At 63.3% G+C, this 20,203-nt stretch carries 14 protein-coding genes; 2 read left to right on the forward strand and 12 right to left on the reverse strand.

Annotated elements, in window-relative coordinates; genetic code table 11:
* Nucleotides 1-54 precede the first annotated feature (54 nt).
* From J5J06_19075 to J5J06_19090, 4 genes are all read right to left on the reverse strand, one after another.
* Nucleotides 55-1,203 (reverse strand): hypothetical protein, encoded by a 1,149-nt coding sequence (locus J5J06_19075; GenBank protein ID MCO6439199.1) that lies wholly within the window; start codon nucleotides 1,201-1,203, stop codon nucleotides 55-57.
* 328 nt (nucleotides 1,204-1,531) lie between these two features.
* Nucleotides 1,532-3,589, reverse strand: coding sequence for a polysaccharide biosynthesis protein (locus tag J5J06_19080; GenBank protein MCO6439200.1), 2,058 nt, complete (start codon nucleotides 3,587-3,589; stop codon nucleotides 1,532-1,534).
* A gap of 118 nt (nucleotides 3,590-3,707) precedes the next feature.
* Nucleotides 3,708-4,940 (reverse strand): hypothetical protein, encoded by a 1,233-nt coding sequence (locus J5J06_19085; GenBank protein ID MCO6439201.1) that lies wholly within the window; start codon nucleotides 4,938-4,940, stop codon nucleotides 3,708-3,710.
* A 186-nt stretch (nucleotides 4,941-5,126) separates the two neighbouring features.
* Nucleotides 5,127-6,314 (reverse strand): hypothetical protein, encoded by a 1,188-nt coding sequence (locus J5J06_19090; GenBank protein MCO6439202.1) that lies wholly within the window; start codon nucleotides 6,312-6,314, stop codon nucleotides 5,127-5,129.
* Between the two features lie 165 nt (nucleotides 6,315-6,479).
* Here J5J06_19090 and J5J06_19095 point away from each other — a divergent pair, with 165 nt between their 5' ends.
* Nucleotides 6,480-7,304, forward strand: coding sequence for an abortive infection family protein (locus tag J5J06_19095; protein MCO6439203.1), 825 nt, complete (start codon nucleotides 6,480-6,482; stop codon nucleotides 7,302-7,304).
* Between the two features lie 876 nt (nucleotides 7,305-8,180).
* A complete protein-coding gene (hcp, locus tag J5J06_19100) occupies nucleotides 8,181-9,491 on the forward strand; it encodes a hydroxylamine reductase (protein MCO6439204.1) in 1,311 nt (436 codons plus the stop codon).
* A gap of 94 nt (nucleotides 9,492-9,585) precedes the next feature.
* Here the strand turns inward: hcp and J5J06_19105 are convergent, their stop codons facing one another.
* The 8 genes from J5J06_19105 to J5J06_19140 form a co-directional block, all read right to left on the reverse strand.
* Nucleotides 9,586-11,310: a hypothetical protein gene (locus J5J06_19105; GenBank protein ID MCO6439205.1), complete on the reverse strand. Its 1,725-nt coding sequence runs from the start codon at nucleotides 11,308-11,310 to the stop codon at nucleotides 9,586-9,588.
* Nucleotides 11,311-11,345: 35 nt separating this feature from the next.
* On the reverse strand, nucleotides 11,346-12,440 hold the full coding sequence (locus J5J06_19110; protein ID MCO6439206.1) for a hypothetical protein: 1,095 nt from the start codon (nucleotides 12,438-12,440) through the stop codon (nucleotides 11,346-11,348).
* A gap of 2 nt (nucleotides 12,441-12,442) precedes the next feature.
* Complete coding sequence (locus J5J06_19115) at nucleotides 12,443-14,524, reverse strand: hypothetical protein (protein ID MCO6439207.1); 2,082 nt, start codon at nucleotides 14,522-14,524, stop codon at nucleotides 12,443-12,445.
* 14 nt (nucleotides 14,525-14,538) lie between these two features.
* Complete coding sequence (locus J5J06_19120) at nucleotides 14,539-15,132, reverse strand: hypothetical protein (GenBank protein ID MCO6439208.1); 594 nt, start codon at nucleotides 15,130-15,132, stop codon at nucleotides 14,539-14,541.
* A gap of 20 nt (nucleotides 15,133-15,152) precedes the next feature.
* Nucleotides 15,153-16,400, reverse strand: coding sequence for a hypothetical protein (locus tag J5J06_19125; protein MCO6439209.1), 1,248 nt, complete (start codon nucleotides 16,398-16,400; stop codon nucleotides 15,153-15,155).
* A 270-nt stretch (nucleotides 16,401-16,670) separates the two neighbouring features.
* Nucleotides 16,671-17,318 (reverse strand): hypothetical protein, encoded by a 648-nt coding sequence (locus J5J06_19130; GenBank protein ID MCO6439210.1) that lies wholly within the window; start codon nucleotides 17,316-17,318, stop codon nucleotides 16,671-16,673.
* A gap of 347 nt (nucleotides 17,319-17,665) precedes the next feature.
* On the reverse strand, nucleotides 17,666-19,015 hold the full coding sequence (locus J5J06_19135; protein ID MCO6439211.1) for a cytochrome c3 family protein: 1,350 nt from the start codon (nucleotides 19,013-19,015) through the stop codon (nucleotides 17,666-17,668).
* Nucleotides 19,012-20,193, reverse strand: coding sequence for a hypothetical protein (locus J5J06_19140; protein MCO6439212.1), 1,182 nt, complete (start codon nucleotides 20,191-20,193; stop codon nucleotides 19,012-19,014). Before J5J06_19140 ends, J5J06_19135 begins: the two co-directional genes overlap by 4 nt.
* Between the last annotated feature and the right edge of the window lie 10 nt (nucleotides 20,194-20,203).

A 20,203-nucleotide genomic window follows, 5' to 3' on the forward strand; every position in this document is an offset into this window, starting at 1 on the left:
CACGCGCCGTGCGTGCCTCTTTTTTTTGAGATGCCCCCCGGGTGGCCCACCGCTTCAGCGGTGGGGGAGCGACGAATCCCCCGGACTCCGCCGCGCATACCGGATCGCCTGCTTGATCCCCGTCAGTGCCGCATCGCTCAGGCTGCCCCAATTTCCGAGATGGATCGCCGCGTATCCCGCTCGCGTCGCACGCTGAACGACAGCCACGACATCCGCAGACACGACCTGCATCGCGTAGTCGTCTTCGAGCATCAACTCCTCGCCCGGATCGGCCTCGCCCTTCGGTTCTTCGCCCCCGTGCAGGCTGCTCACCGCCCGGAAAGCCCCGTTCGCTTCCACACCCGGTGGATTCGCATTGCGCTCATTCACGACGAACACCAAGGGACAAGAAGCGGCCGACGCAAGCTTCTCCGCAAGCGTTCCCAGCGCTTGTGTCCGCCACGCCTCCATCCCGTGCAGGATCTCGTACCCGGCCACCAATTCCTGGAAGGGCGGTACCGGCTTCCCCGGCGACTGCCAAACCTTATCAATCAACGTCTGCACCAGGCGCCGCGCGGAAAGCGCATCAACGCCGGCCTCGCCCGCGCTCCGTAGGCACGACTCGCAGAAACACTGGCCCAGCAACGTCCGTATCGTCGGATCCGGATTTCCACCGCCCAGCGCACCGGGTTGATCGGCCTCCGCCCAGCACATCCGGAAGTCATGAAGGACGATTCCGTCGCAGGGCCATTGAGAGCCGACATCCGCAACCAGACCGCTGAGCAACGCCTGCACGTCCGGGTTGGCCGGGCAAAGGCTCAGCGCCGATCGATCATCCAGCGCGTTGCGGCATCCGGCGTCCGGGTATTTGGACAACACTCGCCCCAGCGTCGTAGCGTGGATGGATGCGCGTACCGCCAATGACCGCTCGAGACAGCGCTCCGCCATCTCGACCGGTGTGACCTTGCGGCGCAGCGCCGTAGATACGCCGGGGCGAAGCCGCGTCGTTTCGTAGAATTCTTCTCGGGGAGAAAACAGCAGCCCACCCTGTGACCGCATGACCCGAGGGGCGATCGCCCTGCGGCGCAACTGCGTCATCGGCGATACCCCCATGGAAAGTGTCACGCCGCTGACACCGATCTCCCCACGTAACCGATCCAGCACCGGATCGATACCCTCATCGACCAGGTCCCAGGGATGAACCGTGATATAGAATCGGGGCATTCTCTCGCCTCCGCAGAGACCTCCGCCCGTGTGCCACTGCTCTTGAGCAGTGCGCAACAACTACCGCGCCGACCACCATCGGCAGGGTGCGCCCCCTGACGCACCTCCTCCGATCTTCCCCTTCATGGCTCCGTGGCTGCGTGCCTTCTTCAATTCAGCCTACCGGATTTTCTTGACTTGGGTAGCCGGCACAAGAGGAGAGTTTGCAGGGCATGCGGTTCGCGTGTCCACAGACACGCGGTTCGCATGCCTTGACCACTGCACGAACTGACCGTTGGGACGCACCTCTTCTGATCTTCCCCTCCGTGCCTTCGTGGCTATTTCTTCTTCATTCCGGCGAAAGCCCGTAGGGTGCCTCCCCTGACGCACCTCTTCTGATTTTCACCTTCGTGCCTTCGTGGCTCCGTGGCTTCGTGGCTTCGTGGCTTCTTCGCTCCTCGGCGTCCGGCTGAAACTCCGGAACAAGCTCCTTGAATGTCCCGCGGATCGCTTCCTCATCGCTACCGTCCGCCAGGGACAGCAACCGCTCGATCCCCCGCTGAACGGCCTCATGGTCCTCCCGGCGGTGCTTCCAGATGCCGATCTTGGGATGGGCCGTATCGCCGATGTGCTCCCCGACGTTGGACAGCTCTTCGTACAGCTTTTCGCCCGGCCGCCGTCCGGCAAAGACAATCTCGATATCGGTCCCCGGCCGCAGTCCGCTCAGCGTGATCATATCCCGTGCCAGATCGACGATACGCACCGGATCACCCATGTGCAGCACGTAGATCTCCCCGCCGTTACCCATCGTTCCGGCCTGGAGCACGAGCTGCGCCGCTTCGGGAATCGTCATGAAGAAACGCACCATGTCCGGGTGGGTGACCGTCACCGGACCGCCCGCGCGAATCTGCTCCCGGAAAATGGGCACGACGCTCCCGCTGCTGCCCAGCACGTTGCCGAAGCGGACCGTTACGAACTGCGTCGCTCTTCGTGCGTTGAGCCCTTGGACGTACAACTCCGCCACCCGCTTCGAGCATCCCATGATGCTCGTGGGGTTCACCGCCTTGTCCGTCGAGATCATCACCATTTTTTCGACGCCCGCCTCCACCGCGGCGTTGGCCACCGTCATCGTCCCGCGGATGTTGTTCTTGATCGCCTCGCCGACGTTCAACTCCATCATGGGCACGTGCTTGTGCGCCGCCGCGTGAAACACCGCGGCCGGTCGTTCGCGCAGAAAGATCGAGCGAACCCGCCGCTCATCCGTGATGTCCGCAACGCACGGCACGATGGTCAGGTTCGGGAAGGCTCCGCGCAATTCGCGGTCAATCTCGAACAGGTTGTTCTCCGCTTGTTCCACGAGAACCAAACGCGCGGGCTCGAATGCGGCGATCTGCCGGCAGAGCTCCGATCCGATGCTCCCGCCCGCGCCCGTGACCAGCGTCACGCGATCGTGAAGAATCTCACCGATCCGCTCGATATCGAGCTGCACCGGCTCGCGCCCCAGCAGGTCAGTGATCTCCACGTCGCGAATCTGGCTGATCTGCACGCGCCCCGTGATGACTTCCGAAACGGCCGGGATCGTGCGGAACCGTACGCCGATGCCCTCGCACTGCTCCACCAGGCCGCGCATGCGCCGCGGACCCGCTTCCGGCTCCGCGATCATCACCTCGTCGATCTGCTTGGCGCGGCAGATCTCTCCGAGCATCGACGTGCGCCCCAGAACTTCCACGTCGTGAATCCGGCCGTGAAGCCGGACCACGTCATCATCCAGGAATCCCACGCACTCGTAGCCCGCCGGCCGCATCCGCCGCAGTTCCCGCACAAGCGCCTCGCCCGCATCTCCCGCGCCGACGATCAGCACCCGCTTCCGCGGCTCGCCCCCGCGCACCGGCTGCACGTCCTCGTAATAGAATCGCACCAGCACCCGCGCGGCCGATACGAATACGATCGTCGCCGCCCAGTCGCTCAGAAACACCGACGATTCCCGCAAGGCTACGTCCCGCGGATGATCGATCAGCAGCCGTCCGAAGAAATGGTCGTAGAGGTTCTCGACCCCCAAGTACGCCAGGATGAGCAGGAACGAGCTGATAAACGATGCGCTGATCACGCCGTACAGGTCGCGCAGGCCGACGTAGCGCCACGTGCCCTGGTACTGCCGCATCCACCAGAACACCATCAGCTTGATGGGCAGGGCGATCGCCAGCAGCGGCAGGAACATCGGAGTGAACCACGGATGTGGCACGCTGTAGATGTTGAACGTCCAGCGGAAGTTATAGGCCAGGAGAAACGCGGCCAGAAGGGCGGCGGCGAACAGCGCCGCGTGCGCCGTCACGACCAGCGTCATGCGATACTTCACCATCAGCGGCGGAAGCGTCGCGGCGGAGTGGTTGGACGGTGCGGTGCTCAACGTGGAACCGTGCTTTGTGCAAGGAGCATGGAAGCGGAGATCCGCGACGCTGCGCTACGTCGGCCTTTGCCAGGATCGCTATGGCACGCCATACGCCAATTCGCGTTCGGCGCCTGCGCTACGGGTTGACGCGCTCCATGATCTCCGGCCAGCCGGCATAAGCCGAAGTGGGGTGCTCCTGGGCAAGTCGTCGGGCGTCCTGGATCGCCGCCGTTCGATCACCGAGATGCCAGAGCAGCAGGACGTTCAGTGCTGCGACCTCCGCCACATCGCGTTCCCGTTGGACCAGCGACCCCAGCGATAAACGCAGACTGTTCGCCTCCCGCGGCTCGCTGAAACGGCTCCCCAGATCGACGGCGGTGGCGAACAACGATTCTCCACGATCCGATTCGACACGCAGCAACGCCGCCGCACTTTTTATCGAACCATTGGCAAGCAGGCTGAACAATTGCCCAAGGACAGGCTCGGCCGCCTCAGAGCGCAGAATCCTCGCCCGTTCGAACTGGCGCAATGCCCTCTGGTAGCGGCGGTCGCCGAATTCGGCCCAGCCTCTCTCCAACGCGGGCTCGTATTGGCTTTCGCTGATCTCCAGCAGTCGTCGCCCCAGTGATACTGTCGCATAAGCGGACGTTTCCCCGGCGCCTTCGGTGCCGTAAAGCGGCAGCGGAAGACCCGGCCCGGTTCCGTCGCCTGCGCTTTCTTGAAAAATATTCTTGTCAAAAGATGGCCCAGGCGCCTCGATTCCGGTCGGATTGGTCGCGCCCGTCTGCAATGCGCTCGCACTCGACGGAATCGAGTTCACCAACCTCCGGAACGGGATGCTTCTGCGGCTTTCGGGCAGGCCGGCCGCGAGTCGTTGCTGCTCGCTGATCTCCTCCGCAGGGTTGTAAAGTGCCGTTTGCTCGAGCAAATCGTATCGACGGGAGAGGACCTGATCGATGTCGCCGGGACGGCTGATCAGCCCGGGCGTCGAGCCGATGAATCCGGATCCGAAGGAGAGCCCCCGGTAACCGTAAGGCGTTGTCCCTAAACCGGTTGAAAGCGGAAGCAGCGCCCGCCGAAAGCGCCCGATGTCGGCCACGTCCTGGGGAACGCCGCCCTGGAAGTTGAGCACGCGTCGCTCCGGACGACGGCCGTAATCCTGGTAGCCCTGCGCTGCGATCCGCTGCGCCGGAGACTGGAACACGCCAACGTAACGCCGATCGGTGTACCAATAGCGGGCGTTTCCGAACTGGTCGACACGCGAAACGAATCCGGCAGGGTTGATAGCCTGGGCTCCGGCTTCCTGTGCGGAAGCCAGCCAAGCGGCGGCAAAAACTGCCAAGGTAAGGCTGTGAATCACGCCGGTCATGAATTGATCCAATCCCCGTTCCGGGGGGCGCTCAGGCGCGCAAACGCGCTGCACACCGCACGTTACGAGCGCACCGTGTCTAACCAATCTATCGGTCCATCGTACGGCCGCCCGTAGCCCGAATCAAGGCGGCACGGACAATGCGCTCGATCGCGGAGTGGCTGTAATCTATTGCCATATATCATTTTACTGCTCAGCCTTGGCCCGCTGGGCCGTTGTGGGAATGCTCTCCAGGCGCTCCTGAAGCTCCGCAAACAGCGTGCGGACGGGCTCATAGGCGGGGTGCGATGCCCGCTCTGAAAGCGGCACCGCCTGTGCTTCGTCCTCATGGCCCTTCAGGTAGTCCTTCGCCCGGTCGCGGAGCTCCAGATGGATGGACTCGGCCGCATCAATCTGGGCGGCGTCGAACTGGAATCGTTCGCGCTGCTCCACGACATAGGCCACCCACGTGTCGGGATCATAGGGAAGCCAGCGTTTGGGCAATTCCACGGTGACCATACTTCCGGTGTTGCCGATCATCGCGGGTTTTGAGGGAGGCGGAATCGACGGGGCCGATTGCGCAGAGGGCTCGTTCATCGCCCCGGCCGCGTTGCGATGGATGGGATCGTCCGCGAGTCCCCAATCGTCGGGTTGCCACTTGCCCAGTCTCCACATGTCACGCATGTCCGAAATGCGCTGCAAGCGTCGGTCGAAGGCGGCGACGTCCTGCTGATAGGTCTTCATTTGCTCCGGCGTCATCGTGGCGGCCAGCTCGTTCTTGAGCCGATCGGCGGAGGCGCGTACTGACGCGAAGAGGGTGTCACTTTCTTTCACCCATCGCGCTACCTGGTCGGACGTGAACGGCTTGCCGGCCAGTCGCGTTTCCAACGCCTCGCCGGCGTGGGCGAACATGGTCTTGCCGTGAGCGAGAACCGTGGAGGTCATTTCGCGGAAAATGCCCTGCTGGAGGAGGTCGCGCTGTTCGGTCGTCAAATCGTAGCGCTGCGATACGCGGTCCATGAACAGGCGCATGCGGTCCGCGAACCGCCACGGGGGGATTTCGGCGACCTCGAGGGTGAGTTCGAGGGCGTACTTGTCCGAGGGCGAGTTCCAGCGGTTCTGCTCGAAGACGTTGCGAACCGCGTGGGCGACCGTGGCGTATTCGGACTTCCAATCGAGTTGTTGCAGGCTCTTGCTCAGCTCGGCTTCCCGCTCCCGCAGCCTTTCGAGGCTCGCCTCGTCGGGCGGGCTCGCGGCGGGCTGTTGAGCGAAGGCGACACCGGCGGACAGGAGCAGGCCGATGGCAACGCGCCCGGCGATGCGCGCCAGGGCGGAACCGATAACGCGACGCCGTCGAGCACCGAGTTGCGGGATGATGGGCCGAAGCGGAGACATCGGTACGTATATTGTACGCGATTTCCGCCGGATTGACCGCATGGACGTGGCGAATGCGGGCCGCCCGTCTGGCGGAGCTGGTAACGGTATACGGGCAAGGACACAGAGTGCTGTATCATGACATTCGGGTGCCGGCTAGAATGGGCTGGTCCATGGGAGGCAGTCATGGCCGGAATGAGCCGGATGGACATCAAGAAGCTCGTTAATCGTTATATTGGCGTCTCCGGCGGGTACCTTGGCGACTTCACGTACCGAACGCATGCCGATTTCTACGTTGAGTACTGCGGGCTTGAAATCGATCCGTATCAGTTCAGTGGAACAACCCGAGAGCGTTTCGAGAGGATCTTGGAAACTTCGCCGCCACAAGTGCAAGCCAAAATCATTCGCGGAATCATCGAAAAGTATCCACCCAATGGCGGCGATGCAGACAAGAGCCAACTGGCCGAAGGCTTCATCGCGCTGGCCGAGCGATTAGAGAAGACAGCAACGATTGATTTCACTGCGCCTGTCTTCACCTGTGAGATAGTGGAGCGGGCAATCAATGATGCTGAGACACTCATACGAACTTGCGGGCCCGCAAGTGGCGTCGATCGCGTTCACACGGCACTTCACGGCTACCTCCGCAAGGCATGCGACGACGCGACCGTCCCATATGAGCCCGGGGCCACCATCACCGCGCTGTTCAAGAAGCTTCGGGCAGATCATCCCGCCTTGAAGGTGGATGGACCACGCGCGCAGGACATCACGCAAGTCATGCGGGCTATCAGTTCCATCATGGACGCTCTGAATCCGTTGCGGAATAATGCAAGCGTCGCACACCCGAACGAAGTCCTTCTCGATGAACCAGAGGCAATGCTCGCGATAAACGCGGCACGGACAATCCTGCACTACCTTGACGCAAAGCTCGCAAAGCACCGCAAGGACAAGGAAATCAGGGTACGGAAGGCTCAGACGGTCACCGCCCCGTGCGATGATGACATCCCATTCTAGATGTTGATTGGCTGTGGCAGGACAATAGAGGCCGGGAGCGCGAGCTACCGACGTCCAGCTGCGCTCAAAGTTGTAACCCAATTGCGGTGCTGGGAGCCTCGGAGTGAAGTGGCATGCTCAAAGCACCTCTAGATTCATTCCGGCATATCCACTCCGTCGCTCCCGCCAACCTCGTCGCCCGCGACCGTGAAGAACAACGCCACACCGACGTTCTTCCGCCGGTTGCGGGTGGACATGGTTGAGGATTATCACCCGTCGGATTGGTGCATCAAGGTGCGCCCGCCCGAAATGCGTTTGTGCGATGATTTCTCTGCCCCTTCGGAGCGAAGAGCGGGTCGTGACGTAGGGGCATCACATTGCGGGCGTCATTCTCCGGCGCTCGTTCGCGCGGGCTAAAGCCATGCGGCTGGGAAGAGGTGCGGTGCGTGGTCGCGGCTTGAAGCGCATGTCCACGAGGCGTGGACATGGCATCCGTTGAAGCGGTGCGTCGGGGGACGCACCCTACCCGGAGGCGACGATTTCCGACGAATCACGTCGTCGGGTTGACGCAGATCAAGGCGGTTTGGGGTCGGTCGGCCGACAATCCTCGCAGAAGGAACCGGCGCGGTTGGATGAATCCGGGGTCATCCGGAAGAAGGGGCGGTCGATTCGCAGCGTGGCGGCGACCGCCGAGTCCAGTCGGGGCATCAAGTTGAGCCGAAGCCGTCAATTGGTGCGGCCGGCTCAAATGGTGAAGGCATGCGAACCGCGTGTCTGGCGACACGCGAACCGCATGCCCTACCGGCTGGTGCATCGAGATGCACCCCTGCCGGTCAATCGGTGCAACGAAGTGCGCTGTAAGTCGGTTCGAATGCAACCAGAGATGAGGAGAAGTAGATGTTTTGCAATCAGTGCGAGCAGACCGCTCACGGACAAGCCTGCGTGGACCTCGGCGTTTGCGGCAAGGACCCGGACATGCAGTCGCTTCAGGAGACGCTTCTGTACGGCGTGAAGGGCATGGCCGCGTATGCCCATCATGCCCGCCGGCTGGGCATGGTGGACGAAGGCGTCAATGCCTTCATCGAGGAGGCGCTTTTCTCCACGGTGACCAACGTCAACTTCGACATGGAGAGTCTGTTCGAGCTGGTTCTGGAATGCGGCAAGTGGAATCTGCGCGTCATGCAGATGCTCGACGAAGGCCACACCAAGCACTTCGGCACACCCCAGCCGACCAGCGTGTACGAAGGTACCAAGGCCGGCAAGGGCATCCTCGTTACGGGGCACGACATGGTCGACCTGCACGACGTGCTCGAGCAGACCAAGGGGAAGGGCATCAACGTCTACACCCACGGCGAGATGCTCCCCGCGCACATGTATCCGGGGTTGAAGAAGTATGACCATCTTGTGGGGCACTTCGGCGACGCCTGGCAGAAGCAGAAGCTGGATTTCACGGAGTTCACCGGGCCGGTGCTGGCGACGACCAACTGCGTGCTCATCCCGCGCGAGGTCTACAAGGACCGGCTGTTTACGACGCGGGTGACGGCCGTCCCCGGCGGGAAGCGTCTCAAGACGAACGACTATTCCTCGCTTATCGAGTGCGCCCAGCACAGCGAGCCGCTCGTCGAGCACAAGGTGCGGGAGACGACGATCGGCTTCCATCACAGCGTGTTGACGGGCGTCGCCGATCGGATTCTGGCGGCCGTGCAGGCGGGCAAGATCAGCCGGTTTTTCGTCATCGGCGGATGTGACGGCGCCGAGTCGGGCCGGAACTACTTCGCCCGTTTCGCGGCGGCCACACCGGCGGATTCGATCATTCTCACCATGGGCTGCGGCAAGTACCGCATTCGCAACGAGGAGGTCGGCACGATCCAGCTCGACGGCGTGGGCGAACTGCCGCGCATTCTGGACATGGGGCAGTGCAACGACAGCTACGGTGCGATCCAGGTGGCCGCCAAGCTGGCGGGGGCGCTGGGGTGCGGGGTTAACGATCTGCCGCTGACGATCGTGCTGAGCTGGTTCGAGCAGAAGGCGGTGGCGGTGTTGCTCACGCTGCTGCACCTGGGGGTGAAGGGGATTCGGATCGGACCGGCCGCACCGGCGTTCCTGTCGCCGAACGTCCTGCGCGTGCTTCAGGACAAGTTCGATCTGCGGCTGACCAACAGCGATCCGATCGCGGATCTGAAGGCGGCGATGGCGACGCGGAATTGATGTGGTTCCCGTTGGTGCGCGAGGATGGGTGCTGCGCCGTCAAGTTGATGCATCGAGATGCACCCCAGGCGCTGCGCGTTTGCGCGTTGTTCGATCATCGTCGGTACGTAAGGTTGTCGTGCTCCTCGCCGTGGCAGGTGAGCGTGCAGCTTCCTGCGCCCATGCCGTCGTCGCGGTAGATCATCTGCCCGTTGTAAGGCCGGACGATGAGGACGTCGAAGTTGATCAGGTGCGTGTGGTCGGACGGCGTGGGCCGGGTGAGGGTGATGCCGTGCGGATCGTGGCACGCGGAGCAGGGCGTGTTCTCCTCGAGATGCAATGAGTGAAGCGGAAAGCTCTCGTCGGAGAGAATGCTGCTCCGCTCGTGGCACTTGTAGCACATGGCGTATTCGAAAGAAGATTCCGTGGTGTTGTCGCGCGTGGAGTAGTTCCGTTCGAGGAGGAAGTCGTAGATCGAGCCGTGGGGGCCGTTGGCACCACCTCCCTGGCGGCCGGTGTCACTGTTGTGGCAGTCGGTGCAGCGGATCAGCGAGCCTTCGGCGAGTCCGGGCACGAGGCTCGGGGAGAAGAAGCTTGGCGAGGCCTGGGCCACGGGGTGGTAGCTGGGGTTGCTCGGGCTGAATTTGAGTCGCAGGTTGGCCGTCTCCGACTGCCGGTAGATCCTTCTGGGAACCTCGACGGCCGTGTCCCCGTGGCAGCGGAAGCACACTTCGTACTCGTAGGTCGCTCGATCGACGCCCACTCCCCCGATGGAGACGCCGCGTACGTCGCGCATGGTATCGCCGATGGGAATGTAGACGTGTTGCGGGGGCTGTGAGGCGGCCGCGTGCGGATTGTGGCAGTCGCTGCATTCGACGTGGGCTTCGGAGATCAGGGGTTCCTCGGCCGGGTCGTGCTTGTGCAGATAGCGGCGCGGATCGTGGGCGCTGATCTTGTTGATGTCGGTCAGCACGTTCTTGCCGGCGCCCTGTCCGCCGTGGCAATCGAGGCAGTTGTCCTCCTCGTTCTCGTGGATGAGCAGGCGCTCCTTGCCGGCCGCGGTGTGCGAGCGATGGCACGCTCGGCAGGCGTTTTCGCCGACGGAAGAGTAGGGCCAGTCCGTTGTCTGCGAGCCGCCGACTTGTGCCGACGACGTGCGGTGCGAGGCGTCCTGCCAGCCGGTCATGTCGTGACAGGCGCGGCAGAGTTCGCCGTATTGTTGCCGCAGGACCAGGAAGTCTCCGTGCGTGTTGTTGTGGGGGTCGTGGCACGAGGTGCATTGCAACTCGCCGGCGGCGTCGAGCGGCACTTCATCGGGCAGTGTGGACGGATCGACGAGTTGTCGGTCGGATGCGGCCAGTCCGCTGGTGTAGACGAAGCTGATGGGGTGATCGTCCGAGAGGTCGGTGCCCAGGTTGCTCAGGCCGGCCGGAATGAACTCGCCGCCGACCATGCGGATGCGGTCGGTTCGCGAGAGCACCTGTCCCAAGGCGATCGTTCCGTCGTGGCAACTCAGGCAGAGCTTGCTTGCCCCGGTGGGCTGGCCGGGCTGGGCGTCGAGCGTGCTGGACTGGTAGATGAGGTAGTTCGACGTGGGCAGCTCACGGTTCCACAAGGGGCGCAGGCCGCTGGTGTTGTGGGGGGCGTGGCAGAAAATGCAGACTTGGCGTTCCGACACGGCGCGAACCTGTCCAGGCCCGCCGGCGGAGAGATTATGCACCGTGTCCACGACGCGATTCTGAGCCCAGGCCGAGGAAGCGATGCCGATAAGCCCGATGGCTAAGAGAAGGCTTCTTCCTTGCTCCAGACGGTTGCGGGAGATTCCGTTGTCGTGATTCATGGTGGCGTCCCCGATCGCTTCCCCCTTGCGGTGTCCTACTCGTCTGTATCGTTCGCGGGCAGATAGCGCATGACCTGCAGCCGCCGATTGTAGGAATCGCAGATCCAGATGCGATTTTCCGTGTCAATGAACATGCCTGCGGGCAGCCAGAATTCGCCCGGCTGGGTGCCTTCCTGCCCGAACACGAGCAGCAAACTGCCGGACATATCGAACACCTGCACGTTTTCGAAGCGCCCATCGACGACGTACAGATGTCCATCCACGTCGAATGCCAGACCCTTGGGCATGGCCAGATCGCCGGGCGCATCCCCTGCGCCGCCGATCGACCACACCGGCTCGCCCGCGCGGGTCAGCTTCTGTACCCGATAATTGCCGGTATCGACGACCCATAGGAAGCCGTCGTGCAGCTCGACGTTCGTGGGGTAGTTGAATTCTCCGGGTTCGGTTCCGCGGCGCCCCAGAATACGAAGCAGGGACCCATCCCGGGCAAGGACTTTTACGTCATGGGCGCTGACGTCGGCGACGAACAGGTCGTTCTGTTCCCCATCGAACGCGACCGCCGCGGGGCGAACCAGATCCTCCGGCAGGCGCAGCGACTCGATCCATGTCCCGTCCGTGTCCCGCAGCCGATGCACCGCCACGGCTTCGGAGTCGCAAAGGTAGAGAGAGCCCGCCGGGCCTGGGGATACGTGTACGGGCGTCAGCAGCGCCGCTTCGCCCACCTGATCGACCTTGCGGTACACGCGTTTCTCGAGGTCGAAGCCGTGCAGGCAGCGTCCGCCGGGGTCGGCGACCCACACGCGTTGCCCGTCCGGCGTTACCACGACGGAGCGCGGGCCGAAAAGTTCCTGCGGGGGCTTCTTCCCCGCGAGCAGCGTCGTCAGACCTTCAAACAACTTGGGTGGGGCCTTGAGGTCCTTGTCGCTGCGCAGGCTTCCGACGTATTCCACGCGCGGCGGCGCGGGCGGCAGGGGCCAGACGAGGCGCTGTTCGGGTTCCGGAAAGATCGGCTTGCGCGATGCGGCACACCCGGCCGGCGCGCAGGCAACGGCGATCGACAGCAACAACACCCTTGCCCGCGTCGCATACGCCTCAGCTGTTCGTTGTAATGTCGCTTGCAGCTTGTTCACGCTCAGAATCTCCGCCGCACCTGCACATACAAAGCCGAGTTCTCGTTGTTCGTGAAGTTGTCGTCAAACCGGCCGTATTCGTAGGTCACGCGCACGTCCGTATCCCTCACGCTCCATTCCAGGGATAGGTCGACGTCGATGCCTTCGTCCCGACCGGTGAGCGAGTCTTTCTCGTTGCGATACAGCACGGCGCTTTCAACCAGGAAATCGCGCGTAATGGGGTGGCGGTACCGGCCTTCGATGGTGAAGAAGCGCGTCTGGCGGTCGTCAGGCGGCAGGCGGTCGATCCGCGACCAGCGGGCTTTCACATCCCCTACGGCGCCGGTACTGAAACGCTTGGTGATACCGCCATTGAGTCGGATGGCGCGCTGGGGAGTGATGTTCGAATCGTAGCTCTCGTACTCCGCCTGCAGGTGAAGCACGCCCTTGCGGTACTCCAGCCCTACGATGTGATCGATGATGTCTTCCGCGGTCACGCCGGTGGCATCTTTCGGCGTGATGCCCTGATCCTGCTTGCGGAACCGGTAGTAGGGCTCGAGCCCCATTTCGAATTGCTGGCGGACGGCGAACGCCTGGTCGATCGTATCCAGTTCGAAGTTCCCCGTGATTTCGAACACGTAATCGATCAGCACGGTCTCGCCGTTGGTGATGAGTCCGCCCGGGAGGCGCTCGAGTTCAATCCGGTCTCCGACCTGGCGTATGCGGTAGTCCCGTCCGATCTGGTAGCGGGTGACGCGATCCTCGGCCGTGATCAGGATCGTCCCCGGAATGACGTTCGTGTTGACCAGCACGACCGGTTCGGGATCGCGGAACGTGCCCCGCTCGTCGAGCACGTCCACCTGCTGGTTTCCGCCCGTGCGATCCTCCTTCTGGTAGCGCGCGCGATAGTTGCCGAGCAGACGTCCCCAGCGGTTGTTCTTGCGGTAGTCGAAACTCACCTGCCCGCCGTAGCGACAGATTTGCAGGCCGTCCTGAAAGTCCTGGTAGTGGCCGAACAGGTACGCTTGCGACGTCAGGCTGTCGTAGAGCTGGTGCTCGATCGTGGCCGTGCCCAGGTAGGAGCGTTCCTTGATGGGGGCCACGCCGGCGAGGTTGCCTTGCGTGCGGTCCAGCAGCTCGAACACATACCATGACTTGAGATCTTCCGTGTGCTGGAGGCGCATGGTCTCCCGCCAGCGGAAGCGGTCGATGTTGAACGTGCCGCGCTGGTACTCGTAGTTGAGTTCCGAGTCGAGGCGGTGCTGGCGGCCGGTCCCGAAAATCTGAGCGTGGCTGAGCGTGAGCTCGTGTGTGTCGTAGTCCAGCTCGAAGGGCTGCTCCTCGATCGACTCGAACCGATAGGTGAACGACAGCGTGCTCTGCGGCGAGAAGCGGTAGCCGGTTTCGAACAGGGCGAGCATGTTCTTGTGAGACCCGGTCGATTCGTTTCCGCTGGTGGGCTTGAGCTCCACGTCCGTATAGCTGAACTGAAGTGAGGTGGGCGATTTCTCGTTGATCCACTGCCAGGTGCCGCCGTAGTTCTTCGTCGTCACCTCGAGGCTGGGCTGGAACGCGCGCGGCTCGATCGATCGATAGCGGCGGGCGTACAGCGACCCGGGATACGATTTCTTCTGGAGAAAGCGGCCTTCGGCGTTGAACTCGAGCACATCCCCTTCGTCGTTGCTCATGGTGCGGCGTCCGGCGAAGATCTCTTCGAAATCCGACTGCACCAGCCCGAAGAGCCCCGCCAGCGAGAAGTCCAGCAGGTTGGGGTGATAGACGTAGCCGTCCATCTCCAGTTGGAGATTTTCCTCGAAGATGGTCTCCTTGGAGGACGTGTCTCCGCTGCCCGTTTTGGAGTCCTGATCGTAGCGGCGGTCGCGGGCGACGAACTCCAGGTAACCCCCGACGCGATTCACGCCGACGCCGCCGGCCCGCCCGGATCGCGCCTCCGGTCCCGTCCGACATCCCCCCAGAACCAGCAGCAGAATGAGAAGGGCGACCCGGTACCGCCGGTCGGCGAGGTCGGGCGCCTTCGCGCCGGTGACATGACGATGGTATTCATCGCGGGGCGGTTCGATCGATGGCGTTGGCTTGGCGCTCAAGATCTCTCCCGCCGTTACAGCCCGCGGGGCATCAGAAAGAAACGGTCCTCGCCGCCGTGGGGATCGTGGCAGGCGATGCAGGCCTGCTCCCCGATCGTGGCGTGGTGCGCACCCGACGTGAGGTCCTCGCGCGCGTGGCAGCGAAAACAGGTTTCATCGGGGGGCATTAGCAACAGCCCTTCGTACGCGCTTCCGTGCGGGTGATGGCAGAACAGGCAGTCCTCCACCGCGACCGGTCCGTGCAGGTACTTCGGCCCGCGGGTGATGTCGGCATGGCACTCGCGGCAGAGCCCTTCCTGCGGCGTGCGGAAGAGATTTCCCGTCGTCGGATTGTGGCAGGCCCCGCAGCGATCCTGGCGGTACGGCTGGTGGGCGAACAATCGAGCCGGTCCCGTTCCGGTCGCAACCTGCGGCTTGCTGCCATATCCGTATCGATCCGGCGGAGGCTCGTAACCGAGCTCCTTGACCGGACGCGCTCCCGGAAGCGGCACGCCGTCGAAAAAGGTGGAGAGCACGCGGTACCGCAGCGGTTCGGCACATGCCACGACCACGCACCCCGCCAGCGCGGCGGCACCGACCAGAACCAATGCCCGCTTCGGCCACTTCAATTGTGCCGCTCCGAGATCACCTACCCACCGTTCTCTTCCGCCTTCTGCCGACGGATCTCCTCCGGCTGAAGCTCCATGTCCTCACCCTCCACCGGCCCGATGCCTTGTTCGATGGGCAGCGGCTCGATGGTGCGAACGTCGCTCTCCGAGAGCTCGTAGCCTTCCGGGAACGAGCCGAACGCGTACACGTTCACCAGCCTCGCCCCGTATTGGCTCACCACGAACAACAGGTACTCCACGTTGAACGATTTGTGCACGTACTTTTTGAAGTAGGGGATCGACGTGGCGTCGATTGCCAGCGTGGAGGGCAGGGCCAGCGCCCCGGGCTGATCTCCCGGTCCGCCGAAACGCATCAGCGTCTGGCCGTCGCTATCGAACATCTGCACGATTTCCGTCGCGCCGTCCACGACGTAAATGATGCCGTCGGGACCGACGCGGATGCCGCGCGGGCGCCCGAACTGTCCGAGTTGATAGCCGGGCGTGCCCTTGGTCCAGATGGCCGTGCCGTCCGGTGCCAGTTTCTGAATGCGCCAGTTGTGCGTGTCGCTCACGTAGATGTTGCCGTCCTTGTCGATGTCCAGGCTGTTGGGGATGCGGAACTGTCCGGGTTCACCGCCGCCGCTGCCCAGGGTGCGGAGCACCGTTCCGTCACTGCGGTTCATGACCACGATCTGCGGCGTGTCGTCGTTGTCGAGCACGTACAGTTCGTTGCCGTGCAGGGCAATGTCCACGGGGCGGCAGGGCTCGGGCACGTTGTGCGCGGCGACATATTGGTCATCCGGGCCGAAGACGACCACCTGCTTGCGGCTGGTGTCCACGACAAACTTGTAGCCCAGCGGATCGATTTCCACGTTGATGGGCTTTTTCAATCGGCCCTGGCCGCGAATGCCCAATTGCGTGAACACGCCGTTCTTGAAATCGAGCTTGCACAGGGCCAGCCCCTTGGTGTCACAGACGTAAACGGCGCCGTCCCGCGCCGCGATACCGTACGGCTTGTTGATCGCCCGTCGGGAAACCTGCTCCTCGCCGAGGATGAACGACTCGAAGGCGCCGCGCTGTTCCTCGACCTGGTCGGCCCCACTGGCCCACGTCAGAAACTGAATGCGCGGCGCGGCCGGCGGCGCAGGAAAGAACAGGGGCTTGGTGGTTGACTTGGGCGTGCTGGCGCAGCCGGCGACGAGCAGCAGGGTCGCCGCGAGGCCGGGCGCGATCCGGTTCGGGCGGCAATTTCGGACTCCATTACTGAAGCGAGGATGTAACGGCAGCATGGTCGGCGACCTCCTTGTGGCTTCGTGGAATCATGCGGACGCGAAGCCCGGGTGCAAGAGGGAATTCGCGCAGACGGGACTCGGATTCCTCTCTCCTGCCAGCAGTACCAAGCACAACCCGTGCCGCGCAGTGGCTGCGCATGAAAAGACGCACGTGCGTCGGGACAGCCGCGCACGTGCGCCAGTTTTCGCGAAAAAGCGAGGCGGCGGGATTCTCTCCGTGGGATCGGGGGTCAGGAGGGCCCCCGCCGCCCCCGCAGGCTGAATCCGTTACTTAATGTGGCACTGCAGGCAGAGATAGCTTTCCTGGATCGGTACCAGCAGGAAGTTGCCCAGGCCGTTGTTATGCACATTGTGGCACGAGGTGCACTCCACGCGCTGGGCGCCGCTGATCTCCACCAGGTGCACGCCCGGTCCACCGTTGATGCCGGGATCGAAACTGGCGGGGTCGTTGTACTCGGCCGGGGAGCTGGTCGGATACTCCACGCCGATGGGGTGGTCGTCCGACAGGTCGGTGCCGAGGTTGGCGTCGCCGGTGATCACGATGCCGGTTCCGCCGTTTCCACCGTAATTGTCGATGGCCGTGACGCCGTCATGGCAGCTCAGGCAGAGCTTGCTGGCGCCCTCGGGCTGGTTGGCCGTGCTCTTGTACATGACGAATGTCTCCTGTGTCTCCGCATGGTTCCACAGGACGTTCTCGTCGCCGGGCTTCAAGGCGTTGTGCGGCGTGTGGCAGGGCAGGCAGACCTGGTTGCCGGGAATGGTCACGCCGGGATACAGGGCGAGATTGTGGGGCGAGTTCACCACGCTCACGGAGGGATACGTTGTCTCATCCCCCGGGATGATCCCCTGCCCCAGCGCCGTCGAAGCAAACATCACCACAACTACGACCGGTAGAACTCGAAGAAACGCTCTCATCGCTTACTGCTCCCAACCTGAGGGTTGAACGAAATCACCAAAGAAACCGATCCGGATGACGACCACCCCGATCGGGTTCGAGCCCCGCCCGGCCCACCTTGCCGTTGCCGGACCCTCCATCACCTCTCAGAAGGCACCTTCCGTACCACCGTTCAGCGAATCTGCCATCGCCCCCGCCCGTATCACCTCGCCGAATCTAACTCCCTTGAAAACATGGTCTTATAGGCGAGCTGGGAACCGATGAGCCTGGAACCCCCCAACGCGACGCCGCACGCGTCGTTCCCAATCTTGAGAATGATCCGGTGCCGGTTCCAAATCTTGGGAAGCTACGGGCTTGGGCTCAGGGGCTAATTCGATGCCGATGCCGTATCGTCGGGCATGTTGATGACCGGCGTTTCGCGGTTGTAGCGGAAGGGCCGGTGACACCCCGGCGCACAGCTCCCTCCCGCGGGACTCTCGCGAAACTTGATGGGGATGTCCCAGGCTCCGAAGGGAACGCTGTCGGCGATCAGCTTGGGGCGCTCGGTGGCGTGAACATCGTGACACGCCCGGCAGGTACGCCCCTTGGGCGACCGGTGGACGTGGAGATAGTGCAGGTTTTGCTTGCCGTTGCGGAAGCCGGTGGCGCTCTCCGTTTCCGCCTCGGCCATCGCCTCCCCGTCGTGGCAATCCAGGCAAAGTGCATAAGTCTTCGCATCGTACGGAGCATAGAAGCTGGCCGGATAGGCCTCGCTGGCAAGGGCGACGAACGACGAGCCGTGCGCCGCATGGCAGGTCACGCAGTCGCCGTCCTCGATCGGCCCGTGCTTGACCGGCTTCTCAATGATCTGGGCGATGTTCTTCAGTTTTCGGCCGTCCGTGGTGGTTACTTCCCGGTCGTGGCAGCTCAGGCAGAGCTTCATGGACGTCTCGGGAAGCAGCGCTTTCTGCGCGGAGGCGTGCGCGTCGTGGCAGTTGGCGCAGGCCCGGCCGACCGTGACCACGCTGTGCTTGACCTTCGCCTCGGTTGCCTGTTCGCCGATGTCGTCGTGGCAATCCATGCAGAGCGTCGGCAGGCCCTGGGTCAGGAATTTGGCGTTGTCGGCGCTATGCGGACGATGGCATGACGTGCAGTCGTCGGACACCGCCTCATGAACAACCTTGGCATGATCCAGCCGGTCCTTCATGGCCGCGTGGCACTTCAGGCACAGGGGTTTCCCCTCCTCGACGAGCAAGTGCTTATGCGAGGAGGCATGCGGCGCGTGGCAGACCGTGCATGACCCCGCCGCCACCGGACCGTGCTGATACTTCAGCCCGTCCACGACATCGTCGTGGCAATCACCGCAGAGCGCCGCCTGCGGCTGCAAGAGCAGCCCTTTCTGCGCCGAGCCGTGCGGATCATGGCAATCGGTACACGCCCCGTCGGTGACGGCATCATGTTTGACGTCCCCCTCGAAAGCGTCGTGGCAATCCAGGCAGAGGCCGTTGCCTTCGGTCGTGAAGGTGAAGCGATGGGCCGCCTCATCCGTCAATTCGTGACAGATGTCGCAACTTTCCAGGGGATCGTGAATGACGGCCCGCTTGGCGAAGCCGTCGTGACACCCGGTCGATGAGCATCCCTTGCTGTAGTCCGGCGGCGCGGCCAGTACCGAAGTCGCCAGGAGCAGGGGGAGCAAAACCAGAGCAGCCAGCGCCGACCGAGTTGACCCTGAATTCAAGGATGACCTCCCATCCCTTTGCTTCCGGCTTGCGGACCGAACGAAATCGCGATCGGCCCCGCCGGGGTCTCCAAGACACGAGCCTTGCCGATCTCCAGCCAGGCCTCTTCATCCGATCCGGAGGCTCCCGGGAACCGCACCTGCAAGGCCGTGACCGAGCCGGAACCGGGTGCCGCCTTGTAACTCTCCACCAGTTTCCCGGCAGGCACGAACTGTTCCATCGAGAAGGTATATCGCGAGCTCGGGATGGGATTGGCCTCGCCGAGCTCCAGTTTTGCGACTTCGACCTTGCCCTCGTAGCGCAGCCACGACTCGGTGTTCTTTCTCGCGATGGTGACCAGCACGTAGTCGGGGCTCGGCCGCTCACGCTCCGCCGGGCAATCGAGCCGCAATCCGCAGGCCACGCCGCCGTCGCCCGCCTGGCTGAACCCCGGGAACTTGCTGAATACCCAGCGTTCCTCGGCCTTCTCGCCTTTCTTCAGTCGGACGAGCACGCCCGGGTTGATCCGCGCATCCGAGAGATTCTTCGGCTCCTTCGTTTTCTCGTCGTATCCGAAGTGTGGATGGAACCTGAGCACTTCGACGGACAATCCACCGTCAAAGGTCAGCTTTTTCCCCGGCGCGGCTTCGATGCGCCCCGGTTCGCCCGACGGCGGTGCGATCTCCAGCATCGGCGCTCGCTCAAACTCGTGCTTGAACTGATCGAAAAGTACGTCCCGCTGGTCAACGTCCGGCACGGACATGTACCGCCACGTGCCGATCAGGCTGGTGAGCCGATTCCGCGCCGGATCATCCGCCATCAGCCACCGGCGATAGGACTGCTTGGCGCCCACGATGGCCAGCAGCAATCCCGGTGTGCCGCCTTCTTCGATCGGGACGACCTGCTGATCGAATGACGCGTTGGGTATGAACTGCGTCATCGTGATGGCGGCGCCGTCTCCCTTTGACGAAATGGACACCTTCTGGTCCAGACGTGCCGGGATGGACGTGTCCGCAAGATCGATAGCCACGTCATGCCAGTCGGAGTGGGGATCGTCCGCGAATTTCCATTGGAGGTAAAACGTCTGGCCCGGCATCGGCGGATGGAATCCGTGTCCCGGCGGCGTCGCGAGCGCCCCCGCCGAGAGCGCCGTTGTGAAGACCAGCGCCGCCGTGAACATCGATGTTCGGCGTATCAATGAAGACCTT

The organism is Phycisphaerae bacterium (genome assembly GCA_024102815.1).
GTDB lineage: Bacteria > Planctomycetota > Phycisphaerae > UBA1845 > UBA1845 > JAGFJJ01.

Bases quoted from the DNA above. Each gene is read 5' to 3' on its own strand.
- J5J06_19075 (MCO6439199.1), bottom strand. From the start codon at position 1,203: ATGCCCCGATTCTATATCACGGTTCATCCCTGGGACCTGGTCGATGAG.
- J5J06_19085 (MCO6439201.1), bottom strand. From the start codon at position 4,940: ATGACCGGCGTGATTCACAGCCTTACCTTGGCAGTTTTTGCCGCCGCT.
- J5J06_19090 (MCO6439202.1), bottom strand. From the start codon at position 6,314: ATGTCTCCGCTTCGGCCCATCATCCCGCAACTCGGTGCTCGACGGCGT.
- J5J06_19095 (MCO6439203.1), top strand. From the start codon at position 6,480: ATGGCCGGAATGAGCCGGATGGACATCAAGAAGCTCGTTAATCGTTAT.
- hcp (MCO6439204.1), top strand. From the start codon at position 8,181: ATGTTTTGCAATCAGTGCGAGCAGACCGCTCACGGACAAGCCTGCGTG.
- J5J06_19105 (MCO6439205.1), bottom strand. From the start codon at position 11,310: ATGAATCACGACAACGGAATCTCCCGCAACCGTCTGGAGCAAGGAAGA.
- J5J06_19125 (MCO6439209.1), bottom strand. From the start codon at position 16,400: ATGCTGCCGTTACATCCTCGCTTCAGTAATGGAGTCCGAAATTGCCGC.
- J5J06_19130 (MCO6439210.1), bottom strand. From the start codon at position 17,318: ATGAGAGCGTTTCTTCGAGTTCTACCGGTCGTAGTTGTGGTGATGTTT.